Source organism: Gammaproteobacteria bacterium (assembly GCA_022340215.1).
Taxonomy (GTDB): Bacteria; Pseudomonadota; Gammaproteobacteria; order JAJDOJ01; family JAJDOJ01; genus JAJDOJ01.
On sequence record JAJDOJ010000244.1, the window covers coordinates 18,270 to 33,134 of the forward strand.

The following is a 14,865-nucleotide window of genomic DNA, read 5'->3' on the forward strand; positions in this document are numbered from 1 at the left end:
ACACCCCTCTCCTTCATTCGCCCGCCGGGTCGTGACCGTAGGTCCGGGGGCGGGTGTACTGGTCGATCATGGGCGCGGCGGCGTTCATCAGCAGCACGGCGAAGGCCACGGCATCCGGGTAACCGCCCCAGGTGCGAATGACGTAGATCAACACGCCGATACCGGCGCCGTAGATCAGGCGACCGAGGGGGGTGCCGCTGGCGGACACCGGATCCGTGGCGATGAAGAATGCGCCGAGCATCACCCCGCCGCTGAAGACGTGGAAGGCCGGAAACGGGTGGATGTCTGGGTCGGCCAGATAGAAAAAGGTCGAGATGAGGATCAGCCCACCGAGCACGCCGGCCGGGATGCGCCAGTCGACCACCTTGCGAAAGACCAGCCAGAGTCCGCCGATGAGGTACCAGTTGCCGATCCACTCCCAGCCACGCCCGCCGAAGTCACCCCAGATCGGGCTCTGGCGGATCTCTTCCAGCGTCTCGTAGAGTCCCAGATGGGTCCGCATCGTGTCGAGCGGCGTGGCTTGGGTCACCGAATCCCAGGTCAGGGCGTTCGGCAGCTCGCCGGTCAGGATGATTCCGAGGGTTTCGAGTGGTCCGAAATGCACCTCCGCGAGCATGCCGGGTGGTGGCCACTGCGTGAGTTCGGCGGGAAACGAGATAATGAGCACCACGTAACCCGTCATTGCCGGGTTGAACGGGTTGTGGCCGAGGCCGCCGTAGAGCTGTTTCGCCACGACGATGGCGAAACCGGTCCCAAGCGCGGTGAGCCACCAGGGTATGAGAGGCGGCAGAGCGAGCGCCAGCAGCCAGCCTGTGAGGATCGCGCTGCAGTCCGTCAGGGCAGGTTGCACGGGCCGATTGCGCAGACGCAGGACCGCGGCCTCTGAGGCCAGCGCCACGGTGACCGCGATGACGATGTTGAACAGCACTCCCCATCCGAAATACCAGGCCATCGCCGCCGTACCGGGCACCAGGGCGTAGGCGACCTGTCGCATGACGCTTGGCACGTTTGCATGCGAGATGACGTGCGGCGAGGTTTCGGTCGGGAATTTCATGATTCAGTGTCGAACGGAAAGGTTGGGCATCGAAGGGGCCGGTTGTGCGGCGCGCAAAGGTTCGAGGGGGCGATCCTGCGCCTCACTGCTCCCTGGCATGGATCTGGTCGGTGTTCTCCACTTCGCCGCTTTGCTGCTCGACCACGTCGGGTCGCGCGGATTCGTCGGCGGAACGTTGCTCGCGCCGGGCTCTAGAACGTTCCACGGCGGCATCGATCGCCGCTTTCTTGTCTGGTGCAGATGCCTTCGAGGCCACCTTGGCCCGCTTACGTGCCTGCCGCTCGGCTCGCTCGAGTTTCTCCCGTTCCAACCGCTCCTGGCGAAACTCGAAGCGGCGTCTGGCCAGGTCTGAGGCCTTGCGCTCGCGCTCGCGCTCGCCGATCTCGCTCTTGGCGAAGCGGTAGTAGTGTACCAGTGGCAGACGGCTCGGACATACGTACGCACAACATCCGCATTCGATGCAGTCAAACAGGTTGAATTCCTGTACCCGATCGAATTCCCTGTTCTTCGCGTGACGATAGAGCTCCTGGGGCAGCAGGGCCGCTGGGCACACGCGAGCGCATTCACCGCAACGGATACACGGCATCATGGGCTGAGGTTGATCGATCTCGCTGGCCGAGGCGACCAGCAGGCAGTTGGTCGCCTTCACGACCGGAACGATATCGTCCTGCAGCGCGATACCCATCATCGGGCCACCCATGATCAGCCGCTGCGCTGATGGGGTATATCCACCGGCGGTCGCGATCACCTCGGCGACGGGGGTCCCGAGCAGCACTTCCAGGTTGCATGGCGCCTCGACGCCGCGACCCGTGACAGTCACGATTCGTTCGAGCAGGGGCTCGCCATGGCGCACCGCGCGGTAGACCGCGTAGGCCGTGCCGACGTTCTGACAGACCAACCCGACATCGTGCGGGAGACCGTGGGCCGGAACCTCCCTGCCGGTGAGTACCCGGATAAGCTGCTTCTCGCTTCCGGAAGGATAGATCGTTGGAACCACGGCCACGCGGATGCCGTCGGCCTGCTCCCCACCAAGGGCCTCCCAGAGGGCGTCCCGGGCGGCGGGCATATCGCTCTCGATGGCGAGAATGCACTCCGGGTTTCCCATCGCGTGCCGCAATATCCGAGCACTCTCGATCAGATCGCCCGCGCGTTCCCGGATCAGCGTGTCGTCGCAGGTGATATAGGGCTCGCACTCGACGCCGTTGATGATCAGGGTGTCGATGGTATGGTGCGGAAGCGGATTCAGCTTGACCGAGGTGGGAAAGGCCGCACCGCCCAGGCCAACGATGCCACATTCGCGCACCCGGCTGCGCAGCGAGGCGGGGGACAGGGCGGTGTAGTCGTCGATAGCCGGCAGGCGCGAATCTCCCCAGTCGTCTCTGCCGTCGGTGTCGATGACGATGCACTCGGCGTTCATGCCGGAGGGGTGGGGGACCGGGCGCTGGCCAACCTCAACGACGGTTCCCGATGAGGAAGCATGCACCCGGGCGCTGATGTAGCCGTTGGCGCGTGCCAGGAGTTGACCCTTGTTCACACGGTCACCGACCTTGACGAGCACTTCGGCGGGGTCCCCGATGTGCTGATGTGTGGGCAGGGTCAGGGTGTCAGGTGGAGGAACGCGCCGAAGCGGCGTGCCGGTGGAGATCTTCTTGTGCGGATTGAGTTTCAGCCCACCGTGGAAGTGCCAGAGTTTGTGGTTGTTTTCCTCCATCGATCAGCATTGTAGCAGCAATGCGAGCCCCGGCCGGTGAGGGATCGGGGCTTCGCTTACAACCGGTTACAGCAACTTCTCGACCTCCGCGTCCAGGGTTTCGCCAGACAGCTCTCCGGGCCGGACGAACTCGACCTTTCCGTCGCGTCCGACCAGGACGCTGTACGGCAGTGCGCCGTAGCGGTTTCCGTATTCGCGGGAGATCCCGATTACGTCCCGCTCCCCGAGCAACTGTGGATAGTCGACCCCGGCCTCCGTCAGGAATTCGATGACCGAGTCGCGATTGTCGATCGCCACTCCGACGATCTCGAAGCCGCGGCCCGCGTAGTGATCGCGGACCTGCTGGAATTCAGGGATCTCGCGCCGGCACGGCGGGCACCAGGTCGCCCAGAAGTTGATCAGCACGACGTTTCCGTCCCAGTGACTGATGCTGACGGGTTTGCCATCGAGGTCGGGGAGTGTGAAAGCCGGGCGGGTGTGTCCGATCAGTTCGTTGGCCGAGACGGTGAGCCGGTTGACCTGGGCCGGCTGAATCGGCTCTGTACGGTCGCCAAGACGCTTCTGGATCGCGAACCCGGTAAACGCTGCGACGATGCCGGCCAGGACGTACGCAGCGGTCAGTCGAAGGGAGGAATTCATGACGATCGCTCCGGTCCGTTCAAGGCGTCTTCTACATGAGTGGCGAAGTTGTCCGCGGACATGAAGCCCACGACGCGGTAGCTGCGCACCTCGCTGCCGTCAGGTCCGAAGAACAGGATGGCGGGTGGCCCGAACAGGCCGAAGTGCTTCAGCAGCGCCTTGTCTTCGGCGCGGTTCGCGGTCACGTCCGCCTGCACGAGAATCGTGTCCGACAGCGCCGCCTGGACGGCGGCATCACTGAAGGTGAAGGCTTCCATCTCCTTGCAACTGACGCACCAGTCGGCGTAGAAGTCGAGCATCACGGACTTGCCTTCGTCCTTCGCTCGCGCCAGTACGGCATCGAGATCCGCGACCGTCTCGATGCGCTCGAAATCCAGTTCGTGACCGGCCGTCTCGACCCCCGCCGGGCCGGACGCCATGACACCGCGCAGGGGCTGCAGCAGGCTCGACCCACCGGAAACGGCACCGACCATGAGGGTCGCGCCATAGATGAGCATGACCAGCCCCATGCCCTTCCACAGTCGGTGCCAGCCGGAGGCACCCTCCCTGACGGTTTCCAGGGCGCCCATGTAGATGGCCGATATGATCAACAGCGCGGCCGACAGCAGCATGATGACCTGAATCGGCAGGAAGCGCTCCAGCAGCCAGATGGCCACGCCCAGCAGCAGGACACCGAAGACCGCCTTGGTCGTGTCCATCCACGGGCCGGCCTTTGGCAGCAGCTTGCCGGCGGACGTGCCGATGAGCAGCAGTGGGGCACCCATGCCCATGCTGAGGGCGAACAGCGCCAGGCCGCCCATCACGGCATCACCGGTGTCTGCGATGTAGATCAAGGCCCCGATCAGGGGCGCGGTCACGCAGGGACCGACGATCAGGGCGGAGAGAAACCCCATGATCGCAACGCCCACCAGGGTACCGCTTTGCTGGCTGTTGCTGATGCTGGTCAGGCGGCTCTGGATGCCGCTCGGCATCTGCAGCTCGTAAAAGCCGAACATGGACAGGGAAAGCAGGACGAAGATCGCTGCGAAGATGCTCAACACCCAGGGGTTTTGGAACCACGCCTGGACATTCTCTCCGGACAGACCGACCAGCACGCCGGCGATCGTATAGGTGAGGGCCATGGCCAGGACGTAGACCAGTGAAAGGATGAAGGCCTTGCGGGCCGTGATCTCGGTGCCCTGTCCGACGATGATCCCGGAGAGAATCGGGATCATCGGGAAGACGCAGGGCGTGAAGGTGAGCAGCAGCCCGAAACCGAAGAAGGTCAGCATCGTCAGCCAGGCGCCGCCCGACATCAGGGTCCCCGCGATACGGTCCTGTTCGGACTGGAACTTCTCCGATGCCGTACCGCCGGAAGAGGGCGAGGCGGTGGCCTGCGCCACGGCGGCCGGAGCGGTCTTCGCACCGGTGGTCGTGGCGGTTACCGTGGCCTTCGCGCCAGAGGTTGGGGTCAGCTCCGCGACCCGGCTGATCGGCGGGTAACAGATACCGTCCTTCGCGCATCCCTGGTATTCGGCTTCCAGCTCGAAGCCATCCGCGGCCCCTGCAGTGAGCGTGTACGGAATCTCGACGACGACGTCCCCGGTGAGGATCTCCACGTCGCCGAAGAACTCGTCGTGCAAGATCTCGCCGTTCGGTAGGGTCGCGGCGCCGAGCGACACGGTATCGGCCGGATCCGCGGCGAAGCGGAACTTGTCGCGGTACAGGTAATACCCGTCGGCGATCTCCCAACGTGCGATCGCCCGGTTTCCGTCACCGGTCGTCGCCGTGAAACGGAACGCCTCGTCGGGGGGCAGAAACTCCTCGTCTCCGGCGCTCGCGCCGCCAAGCGTCGAGGTCAGCGCCCGGAGTGGATTGACCGTCTCGGCGGACCCGGACTCCGCAGCCGGCGAGGGATCCTGGGTCGGCGCGGCGCCTGCCGACACGCTCGCGACTTCACCGCCGGGTGGGGGCAGCGTGAGCGTGGCCACCTGATCCAGCGGCGGATAACACACGCCGATGTCGGCGCAGCCCTGCGAGCGGGTCTGCAGGGTAAAGGTTTCCGGCGCCCCGGCCTCCCGGACGATCGGGAGAATCGCACTCAGTTCGTGTCGGTAGGTCTCCACGTCGCCGAAGAACTCGTCGTGCTTGACCTTGCCCGGCGGGATTTCGAGCTCTCCGAACGCGTAGCCGGATACGGGAATGCGGAACTCGAGTTTGTCGCGGTACATGTAGTAACCATCCGCGATTTTCCATGTCGCTACGATGGTGTCGGCATCTCTGAGGCTCGCCGACATGCTGAACGCCTCTTCAGGCGGCAGCAGCTCGTCACCGACGTCTTGGGCAGGTGCCGTCGGGGTAAGCGTCAGCAGGCAAAATATCAAAAGAAATCTGGTCATAGGTCGGACACGCTCCCGTTCAGTTCGACTGGCGTGCATATGCCTCGACCCAGGCAAGGTAGCCCGGCAGGCCCCCGGTGATTGGGAGCGCGACGATCTCGGGAAGTTCATAGGGGTGGCAGGCCAGTATCTTGCGTTCCAGCTCGGGATAGCGGTGCTGCATCGTTTTGCAGATCATCAGGTGTTCCTGATCCTCATGGAGCTCTTCCTCCCAGACATAGATCGAACTTGCCTGGGGTAGGATGTGCACACAGGCCGCGAGTCGGGACTCGACGAGTCCTTTCGCCGCTTCGCGGGCGGATTCCCGCTGTGGCCAGCTTGAGAAAACGAGAAGATGCCGATCCATGCCTCAGGTCCCGAAGGCAAATGCTCTATTATAATGCGGGAGGGGTAAGAAAGACGATATAACCGCTGACGGCGCACGACCCGTCGTTCACGCGGCGATCGCTCGGGCGATCCGGTAGCAGCACCGGAGGCGGATGCTGTCTCCGGCGGTCCGGGTTTCTACATTGGCCGGGGTTACTTGTGCCAGCCCTTGTCGAGTCCGAACTCGAACTCGCAGATCTCGAATCCCTCCGGAAACGCCTTTTCCAGGCGCTTCGTAAAGGCCTCGTAAACCTCCTTCTTGTGCTGCTGCACGTCGTAGTCACGTGAGGTGACGTCGACATCCCCCAGGTCGACCTCCATCTTAATCTCCATCTCCGGGGCGATCTGAACGCGAATCATGGTTTTCTCCTGACTGTGGTCGGGACTGCCTTGGTCCCTCTGTATGACCCATTATATCCGTATCCCCCGCCGGCAAGGCGGGGTCCGTCCGCGCTACCCGAGTTGGGCGATCAGAGGCACGATCAGGAGTGCAACGATGTTGATGATCTTAATCAGGGGGTTGATCGCCGGACCGGCCGTGTCCTTGTAGGGGTCGCCCACGGTATCGCCGGTGACCGCGGCCTTATGTGCCTCGGAACCCTTGCCGCCGTGGTTGTCGTCCTCGATGAACTTCTTCGCGTTGTCCCAGGCGCCGCCGCCGGTCGTCATGGAGATGGCGACGAACAGGCCGGTGACGATGGAGCCGAGCAGGACGCCGCCGAGCGCCTGTGGTCCCAGTGCCAGACCCACGACGACCGGTGTCAGAACAGGCAGGATGGATGGAACCACCATCTCGCGGATGGAGGACTTGGTCAGCATGTCCACGGCGCGCGAATAGTCGGGTTTCTGCTTGTGCTCCATGATGCCGGGCATCTCGCGGAACTGGCGGCGCACCTCGATCACCACCGCACCGGCCGCGCGACCGACCGCTTCCATTGCCATGGCCGCGAACAGGTAGGGGATCATGCCGCCGATGAACAGACCGATGATGACCATGTGATTGGACAGGTCGAAGGTCCAGTTCACGCCCTCGGCGTAGTGAGACAGTTCCCGGGTGTAGTCGGAGAACAGCACCAGCGCGGCGAGCCCGGCCGACCCGATCGCGTAGCCCTTGGTCACCGCCTTGGTGGTATTGCCCACTGCGTCCAGCACGTCGGTCGTCTTGCGCACGCTTTCGTCCAGATTGGCCATTTCCGCGATGCCGCCGGCGTTGTCGGTGATCGGGCCATAGGCATCGAGCGCCACGATGATGCCGGTCATCGAGAGCATGGACGTTGCCGCGATGGCGATGCCGTAGAGTCCGGCAAAATAATGGGCAATGAATATTCCGGCCACCACGGTGAGGACCGGCGCGGCGGTAGAGCGCATCGACAGGGCGAGGCCGGCGATGATGTTGGTGGCGTGGCCGGTCGTCGAGGCCGCGGCGATATGGCGCACCGGCTTGAACTCGGTTGCCGTGTAGTACTCGGTGATGACCACCAGCGCCGCGGTGACACCGAGGCCGACGAGCGCCGAGATGTACAGCTGCATGACCGTGTAGGTCCCGTTCTCGCCCATCAGCCAGATCGTCGCCGGATAGAACAGGGCCGCGGATAGCGCCGCCGAGACGATCAGGCCCCGATAGAGCGCGGCCATCACCTTGCCGCCTTCCTTGACCGAGACGAAATAGGTGCCGAAGATCGAGCCGAAGATCGAGATGCCGCCGAGCACAAGGGGGTAGATGATCGCGTTCTCGCGACTCGCCCCACTGAAGATGCCGGCGCCCAGGATCATGGTGGCGATGATCGTGACCGCGTAGGTCTCGAACAGGTCCGCAGCCATGCCAGCGCAGTCGCCGACGTTGTCGCCGACGTTGTCGGCGATGACGGCCGGGTTACGCGGGTCGTCCTCCGGGATGCCAGCCTCGACCTTTCCGACCAGGTCCGCGCCGACGTCCGCGCCCTTGGTGAAGATACCGCCGCCGAGACGCGCGAAGATGGAGATCAGCGAGCCGCCGAAGGCGAGGCCGACCAGCGGCGCCAGGTTGACCTTCTCGCCTTCCGGGGCAAGCATCAGCAGGATCGCATAGAAACCCGCCGCCCCCAGCAGGCCGAGTCCCACGACCAGCATCCCGGTCACCGCGCCACCGTGGAACGCTACCTGCAGGGCCCGGTTGAGGCCGGAGCGGGCGGCCTCCGTGGTGCGGGAATTGGTGCGTACGGAGACGTGCATCCCGACGAAACCCGCGACACCCGACAGGATGGCGCCCACGGCGAAGCCGATGGCCGTCATGGTGTCGAGGCCGTACCAGATGATCACCGCGAGCAGGACGCCGACGACCGCGATGGTCTTGTACTGTCTGGCGAGGTAGGCCACCGCCCCTTCGTGGATCGCGGCGGCGATCTGACGCATCTCGGGCGTGCCGTCCGGCTGAGCCAGTACCTTGTAGATGGTGAGAATGCTGTAAACCAGCGCGGCGATGGCGCAAGCGAGCGCGACTAGCAATGCAGTAGACATGATGCTCCCCCGTATCTCTGGATGAGTCCCGGTTGCCGGGACTTGGGCGGGTGATGACGCCGGTCTGGCGAGGTTCTTGTTCCCGCACGCGAGGGTAATCTATCAGTCGCGCGATGTCTGCATCAACATAGGGGGATAGGGTAACCGCCGAGCGGTTACCCGAATATCGCTTCGGGGATAGACCTGCGCGAGATAGACGGTCCGGTTGCGCATGACCGGGTGATCCGCGGATCGGCTCGACCGGCGCCGGGGGACCGGGTCAGGACTGCCGGGCCTCGGTTCTGAGGCCCTCGAGATCGATTCGGATCTTACCCGGAGAGACCTTCGTAATCAGTCCCTTGCGTGTGAAGTCCGCGGTCACGCGACTGGCGGTCTCGGTGGTGATGCCGAGCATCGCGCCGATGTCCTCGCGGACCGGGTAGTAGACGGTGTCGCCCTGGTAGTATTCGCCCAGCTTGAGCAGCAGGCGGGCGACCCGAGCCCTTGCCGGCCCTGTCGACAGGGCGGTAACCCATGAGTCCGCCTCCGACATCGCCCGCTTCCAGCGCTCCATCAACTGAGTGTGGAGTCTCGGGGTTTCGCGGCTCAGGCGGTCGACAACCACCACCGGGATCCTGCAGGTTGTCACCGGGGTCAGCACAATGGCGTCGTGCTGATAGACGGGGTCGCGGTCCGCCGTAGCCTCGAGTCCGGCCACATCGCCCTGCTTGAGCAGTCGGACGATTCGCTGACCTCCGTCCTCCAGGTACTGCACCAGCTTCACGAGGCCGCCACGGATCGTAAGCAGGTGCGTGGCCGGTGCACCGGCCTTGTACAGCATCTGCCCGGGTGCGAGCTCGATCTCGTCGATGGGTTCATGCACCAGTTTGAAGTCGTCCAGGGTGAGGTCCGCGAACAGGACGAGGTGGCGAATCCCGCAATTCCGGCATTGATCGGGGCCGCTCCAGGCGGATTCGATATCAGTGGATTGCAATTCGTGGCTCCAAGGCATCGCGGTCGGGAACCCGCACACCCGTTCGATCCCAGGAGGACGCGGTTTCGGGAACGGCGGAGCATCGTATCGGGCGGCGTGATTCTCTGGGGCTTGAGCGAGTTGTGCCAGGCTTCGATCGACCGCAACGGTCCCCGCGGGCAGGCCGAAGCTTCCGCCCTATTTACCAGCTTAAAATAGCAGATTTCGGGGCGGAATCGGAATTGGGCAGGGCCCGCGGGTACCGGAGGACGTACGATCAGATACCACTGTTGCAGAAATGGCCTGACGTGCAAGTCGGTTTACTCCGCCATATGAGCGGCTTCAGTGTTCACCCACATGCTTTTTGTAGATGTTGTAGATGGATACCGTGGCGCAGATCAGTGCGACGGAGATAGCGATTCCCGTTAGTGTAAAGGCATCGAACGACATGGGAGCCTCCTGTATATAAGTACTATGTACGATACTAATATTACAGATCGAAATTTCTGGCGCCATGACAATCCGCAACTTTGAGCGTTGTCTGGTGGTTTCCGTGAGCAAATTCAGGTGATTGAGAGACGATGAGCGAGATTTGGCAATGGACGGCAGACAACGGCGCCTTACTGGGGGTGCTAGGAGGCGTTTCACTGCTGATGTTTGTCGGCTCGTTGTTGCTGCTGCCGATCCTCGTCTCGCGTATTCCAGCAGACTATTTTGTCGAGACAAAGCGCCACATCAGCCGGTTGCACCGGCTTCACCCGGTCTTCTTCGCACTTGCGGTCGTGGCCAAGAACCTTCTCGGCATCGTTCTGCTCGTCAGCGGGATCGCTATGCTGGTCCTTCCGGGTCAGGGCATCCTGACGATCCTGGTCGGGCTGATGCTGATCGATTTCCCCGGCAAGTTCGCCTTCGAACGGCGAATGGTGTCGAACCGCCGTGTCTTCAGGGCCTTGAACTGGCTGCGCGCCAGGGCCGGGCGGGGACCGCTGGTTCCTCCACAGGGCACGCACGCCCTGAACCGGGTGGACCCGCATTGACCCGGGTTTCCTCGGTGTTAGACTTGGATTAAGACGGACATCGGCATCGCCGTCGTCGAGGACCGGGCAACCGATTTCCGTGCCATGGCTGCAACGTGGGAAAGGGACTTCCCGCCACGCGAGGCATTGATGCGTTACCTCGATAGGGTCGAGGCGCAGCGGGAGGTTGCGACCGAGTTCGGTTGCCCGATCGGCAGCCTCTGCCAGGAACTGGACAAGTCACCCTCGGGGCTCTCTGATCAGGTGGATGACGTCGTGCGGATGCAGTTGTCCTGGGTCTGCCGTCAACTCGACAGACTGGGTCACGAAGATCCCGCAGCGGCGGGCCTCGATCTGGTAACGAGTCTGCACGGCACGATCCTGGTGGCGAACGCCCTGAAGGAGCCCGATGTCATCACCCAGCGGGTCGCAGGGCTTCGAGACTGGCTCGAACAGATTTGAGGTACTCCCAACCGAGCTTCGATATCGCACGAGAATGGGTCGTTTTCCGGCGCATCGAATTGAGTCAGTTTACCAACACTGTATCCCACTGCGGATTCGGACCAAGCGCAGGAACAGGAGGAGAGACATCATGACACCAGGTGCCACGACCGCGGAGGTGATTCCCTCGCTCAACGAGCGGTCCACTCGTCACAGGGACGGATTCATCGCTTCGTTGCCGGAATCGGAACGGGAGATCGCCATGCAGGCGTATCAGGACCTGCTGGCGTCGGATACTGCCGGGGGGGCGTAGGGATCGGTGACATCGCACCGGACTTCGATCTGCCCAATGCGACCGGGTCAAGGCTGAAACTGTCCGAAGTCCTGTCCCGGGGGCCCGTCGTGCTGAATTTCTATCGGGGTGGATGGTGCCCCTACTGCAACCTGGAATTCCGCGCCCTGCAGCGCGCCTGCCCGAGATGCGCTCCCCGGTGCCGTGGCGGTTGGATAGCGACGGGCCTGACGGGGACCTACGGGACGGTCGGATGTTCCCGTGGACAAGCGCTGCCCAGTCCACCAGGCGTGACTAGAGGTAGCCGTTGTCGCGAAACCAGGTGACGGCGTCGGCGAGCGCCTCGCGGGCAGGGCGTGGTTGATAGCCCAGTTCCACTCGCGCCTTGTGACTTGAAAAGTACATCCATTTCTTCGCCATGCGCACACCGTCCACGGTCAGGCGGGGTTCCCCGGTGCGGAACAGACGCGCCCAGGTCTCGGTGACGTATCCGAAGGGCAGCACGAGATTGTGCGGCAGACGGATCCGTGGCGGCTTGCCCCCGGTGATCTCGGCCACGTGGCCAAGGATGTCCCGTAGCGACAGGTTCTCGCCTCCCAGGATGTAGCGTTCGCCCGTCTCGCCCCGCTCGAAGGCCAGTAGATGGCCCTCCGCCACGTCGTCAACGTGGGCGACGTTCAGGCCGGTGTCGACGAATGCAGGCATCCGGCCGGCGGCGGCATCCAGCACCATCCGCCCGGTGGGGGTGGGCCTGATGTCCCGGGGTCCTACCGGGGTCGAGGGATTGACGATCACGGCCGGCAGGCCATTTTCGGCCACGAGCCGGCTGACCTCCTGTTCGGCCAGGTACTTGCTACGCTTGTAGTGACCGATCATGTGTTCGATCGTGACGGGGGTCCGTTCGTCGGCCGGCGTCCCGTCCGAATTGAGTCCGAGGGTCGCGACACTGCTTGTGTAGACGATACGCCGCAAACCGGCCTCGAGTGCGGCGCGCATCAGATCACGTGTGCCCCGGACGTTACTGCGGTACAGGACCTCGGGGCGGGGGACCCACAGGCGGTAGTCCGCCGCGACGTGAAACAAGGCCTCGCAACCCGCAACGGCACGCTGGAGCGACGCCGTGTCGGTCAGGTCCCCGGTCATGATTTCCACCGGTAGTCCGCTCAGGTTACGTGTGTTGCTCCTCGCCCGGCACAGGGCGCGGATCGTACCGCCCTGCTCGAGCAACTTGCGCGTGACGGCCGATCCGACAAAACCGGTCGCGCCCGTGATCAGGGTTTTCATACGCGTGGAGTCAGTCAGAAACGGGGGCGTGGTTCAGTCGCGGCGCTCGCCTGGGAGATGCAGACGACGAATCCCCGATGCCGCGTAGACTTGCGGACCGGTCTGTCGCGCCTGAAGTGTGCTACCGAACTTCCACAGCATGAACGATGCGAACAGCGGCGCCCCGATACTCGCCGCCACCAGCAGGTGTTCCGTCCAGCCGAGGAAACCGGTGGCCGGCACCATGAGCATGCCGTCGTCGGGGTCGAACCCCGCACGGCTCTTGAGTTCCGCGGCCCTGGGACCCTCGACCCGCTCCACCAGCAGAACGAGCGCGAATGTCAGTGATACCGATAGCCCGGCCAGGATACCCATCGGGATCGCCCAGAGGCCGAGCGCGCTTCCCGTCAGGCCCAGACCGATACCTACGAAGACAAGGGCGTCGCAGATTCCGTCGACGACCAGGTCATAGGTATGACCCCAGGAGGTCGTCCTGCCGGTCAGCCGGGCGAGATCACCGTCCATCCGGTCAACCAGCAGCGCCGTGAGGCAGAAAAGGGCGGCGTAGGTATTACATTCGGGTCCCAGCGTGAACAGGGCTGCCGCCGTGACCCCCATGAACAACCGGATGGTGGTGAGCTGGTTCGGTGTCACCGGGGTCCTGGAAAGCGGTACGACTCCCAAGTGTGCGATACGGTGCAATACGGTGTGGTGACTCATTACAGCGCTGTCAGTGCCGTCCAATTGCCTTACGATGTTGACCGAGGATTCCTGCCGCGAATTTTTTGATCCGGATTGTGTACGACTCGCAGTGTATGACGGAATGTTAACGGCAAACAGGGGGTGGTGACAGCGATGATTGCCGGCACGCAAGAACCTTCTGCCCCGAGCTCCGTCCCCATCGCGGGACCGCAGGGGCGACCTTGTGTGGTTCTGGTGCATGGATGGTGCTGCCACTCCGGGTTCTGGGAGCGCCAGGTGCGGCACCTGGTCGGACGGTACCGTGTGATCACGCCGGATCTACCCGGGCACGGTGGTTCACCTGTATCGTGCGAGTCCTGGAACATTGAATCCTTCAGGGACGCACTGCTGGCGGTCCTCGAGCAGATCGGGGCGGATGGTGTGACGCTGGTCGGGCATTCGCTCGGCGCCGCGGTTGTGCTGGAAACCGCCGTCCGGCTGGAGGAAAGGGCGGACGCGGTCCTCATGGTGGAGCCATTTCCGTATGACTACGGACACCTGAGGCCCCGGCACGTGCGGGAACTGATGGCGCCGTTCCAGCGTGATTTCCCGGGCGCCCTGCGTAAGATGGTGTACAACATCACCGCCGGTGACACACCGCGACGCATCATAGAGAAAATTGCCGGGGTGATGGCGCATGCGCCGGCGGATGTGGGGTTGCCGGCATTCGAGTCCTTGCTGCGATGGGACCCCGAGCCGGCCTTCGACAAGATTGTCGCGCCGGTCCATTGTCTCGTCGGCTCCCGGTACGATCCCCGCGCGCGTGAGCGTTACGCGGGGTCCCTCAGGGAATGGTGCATCGAGGGCGCCGGTCACTTCCCCATGATCGAGGAACCGGGGCGATTCAACCGTCTGCTGGACGAAGCCCTGACCGTGGTGCACGGCAAGGATTCAGGGTGAGGTCGTCTTCCTGACCGGGTCCTCGCCAGCGAACGCCGCATTGACCGCCAGATGTCCGGGGAATTGTGCGGTGCTCGCCGACTAGGTCCGCGATTCCGCGTAGCGTCTGGTGACCGCACCGTCCAGGTCCAGTGCGCCCAGTGCGGCGGCACGCAGGTCATCGTCGAGGATGCCGGTAACGCCATTCTGGACCACGTCTGCAGGTCCCGGGATGGGATATGCGGCCACGGGGACACCGCATGCCATCGCCTCGAGAAGGACCAGACCGAAGGTATCGGTCCTGCTGGGGAACACGAAGACGTCCGCGGCCGCGATATGACAGGCGAGATCCTCTGCGTACTTGAATCCGGTGAACCGCACCCCGGGAAATTTCTCCCGCAGGATCCGCATGTCCGGTCCGTCGCCGATCACGTATTTCGTGCTGGGGAGGTCGAGGGACAGAAAGGCGTCGAGGTTCTTCTCCACGGCGACGCGGCCCGAGTACACGAACAGCGGTCTCGGACCTGGCAGGAACCCCTTTTCGCGCGGCCTGAACAGTTCCGTGTCCACGCCTCGGGACCAGATCGCGATGTTGCGGAATCCCTGCACGGTCAGGTCCTGTCGTTGCGACTCGGTC

Annotated in this window: 15 protein-coding genes and 1 pseudogene; 5 read left to right on the plus strand and 11 right to left on the minus strand. The window is 63.7% G+C overall.

Going from position 1 to position 14,865, the window contains the following annotated elements; genetic code table 11:
* Positions 1 to 13: 13 nt before the first annotated feature.
* The 8 genes from rsxD to LJE91_16765 form a co-directional block, all read right to left on the minus strand.
* Positions 14 to 1,054 (minus strand): electron transport complex subunit RsxD, encoded by a 1,041-nt coding sequence (rsxD, locus tag LJE91_16730; GenBank protein MCG6870311.1) that lies wholly within the window; start codon positions 1,052 to 1,054, stop codon positions 14 to 16.
* A gap of 82 nt (positions 1,055 to 1,136) precedes the next feature.
* On the minus strand, positions 1,137 to 2,765 hold the full coding sequence (rsxC, locus tag LJE91_16735; protein MCG6870312.1) for an electron transport complex subunit RsxC: 1,629 nt from the start codon (positions 2,763 to 2,765) through the stop codon (positions 1,137 to 1,139).
* A gap of 66 nt (positions 2,766 to 2,831) precedes the next feature.
* Positions 2,832 to 3,404, minus strand: coding sequence for a TlpA family protein disulfide reductase (locus tag LJE91_16740; GenBank protein MCG6870313.1), 573 nt, complete (start codon positions 3,402 to 3,404; stop codon positions 2,832 to 2,834).
* A complete protein-coding gene (locus tag LJE91_16745) occupies positions 3,401 to 5,782 on the minus strand; it encodes a protein-disulfide reductase DsbD (GenBank protein MCG6870314.1) in 2,382 nt (793 codons plus the stop codon). The genes LJE91_16740 and LJE91_16745 overlap by 4 nt, the downstream gene beginning before the upstream one ends.
* Positions 5,783 to 5,801: 19 nt before the next feature.
* Entirely contained in the window at positions 5,802 to 6,128 is a 327-nt protein-coding gene (locus tag LJE91_16750; GenBank protein MCG6870315.1) for a divalent-cation tolerance protein CutA, read from the minus strand.
* 173 nt (positions 6,129 to 6,301) lie between these two features.
* Positions 6,302 to 6,493, minus strand: coding sequence for a hypothetical protein (locus LJE91_16755; GenBank protein ID MCG6870316.1), 192 nt, complete (start codon positions 6,491 to 6,493; stop codon positions 6,302 to 6,304).
* A gap of 108 nt (positions 6,494 to 6,601) precedes the next feature.
* A complete protein-coding gene (locus LJE91_16760; GenBank protein MCG6870317.1) occupies positions 6,602 to 8,644 on the minus strand; it encodes a sodium-translocating pyrophosphatase in 2,043 nt (680 codons plus the stop codon).
* A 259-nt stretch (positions 8,645 to 8,903) separates the two neighbouring features.
* Positions 8,904 to 9,617 carry a Crp/Fnr family transcriptional regulator gene (locus LJE91_16765; protein MCG6870318.1) on the minus strand — a complete coding sequence of 238 codons (714 nt, stop codon included), beginning with the start codon at positions 9,615 to 9,617 and terminating at the stop codon, positions 8,904 to 8,906.
* 560 nt (positions 9,618 to 10,177) lie between these two features.
* Here LJE91_16765 and LJE91_16770 point away from each other — a divergent pair.
* The 4 genes and pseudogenes from LJE91_16770 to LJE91_16785 all read left to right on the plus strand — a co-directional run bounded on the left by LJE91_16770 (position 10,178) and on the right by LJE91_16785 (position 11,518).
* On the plus strand, positions 10,178 to 10,633 hold the full coding sequence (locus LJE91_16770; GenBank protein ID MCG6870319.1) for a hypothetical protein: 456 nt from the start codon (positions 10,178 to 10,180) through the stop codon (positions 10,631 to 10,633).
* An 84-nt stretch (positions 10,634 to 10,717) separates the two neighbouring features.
* Positions 10,718 to 11,074: a hypothetical protein gene (locus LJE91_16775; GenBank protein MCG6870320.1), complete on the plus strand. Its 357-nt coding sequence runs from the start codon at positions 10,718 to 10,720 to the stop codon at positions 11,072 to 11,074.
* Positions 11,075 to 11,204: 130 nt separating this feature from the next.
* Positions 11,205 to 11,366 (plus strand): hypothetical protein, encoded by a 162-nt coding sequence (locus LJE91_16780; protein ID MCG6870321.1) that lies wholly within the window; start codon positions 11,205 to 11,207, stop codon positions 11,364 to 11,366.
* Positions 11,363 to 11,518: pseudogene (locus tag LJE91_16785) on the plus strand (peroxiredoxin family protein). Before LJE91_16780 ends, LJE91_16785 begins: the two are co-directional and overlap by 4 nt.
* A gap of 121 nt (positions 11,519 to 11,639) precedes the next feature.
* On the opposite strand, the gene LJE91_16790 reads toward LJE91_16785, so the two are convergent.
* Positions 11,640 to 12,629 (minus strand): NAD-dependent epimerase/dehydratase family protein, encoded by a 990-nt coding sequence (locus tag LJE91_16790; protein ID MCG6870322.1) that lies wholly within the window; start codon positions 12,627 to 12,629, stop codon positions 11,640 to 11,642.
* A gap of 33 nt (positions 12,630 to 12,662) precedes the next feature.
* A complete protein-coding gene (locus tag LJE91_16795; GenBank protein ID MCG6870323.1) occupies positions 12,663 to 13,328 on the minus strand; it encodes a CDP-alcohol phosphatidyltransferase family protein in 666 nt (221 codons plus the stop codon).
* Positions 13,329 to 13,463: 135 nt separating this feature from the next.
* Between LJE91_16795 and LJE91_16800 the strand changes: the two genes are divergently transcribed.
* On the plus strand, positions 13,464 to 14,249 hold the full coding sequence (locus LJE91_16800; GenBank protein MCG6870324.1) for an alpha/beta hydrolase: 786 nt from the start codon (positions 13,464 to 13,466) through the stop codon (positions 14,247 to 14,249).
* A gap of 81 nt (positions 14,250 to 14,330) precedes the next feature.
* Here the strand turns inward: LJE91_16800 and LJE91_16805 are convergent.
* Positions 14,331 to 14,865 (minus strand): glycosyltransferase (locus LJE91_16805; GenBank protein ID MCG6870325.1); only part of this gene is annotated, 535 nt, incomplete at its 5' end.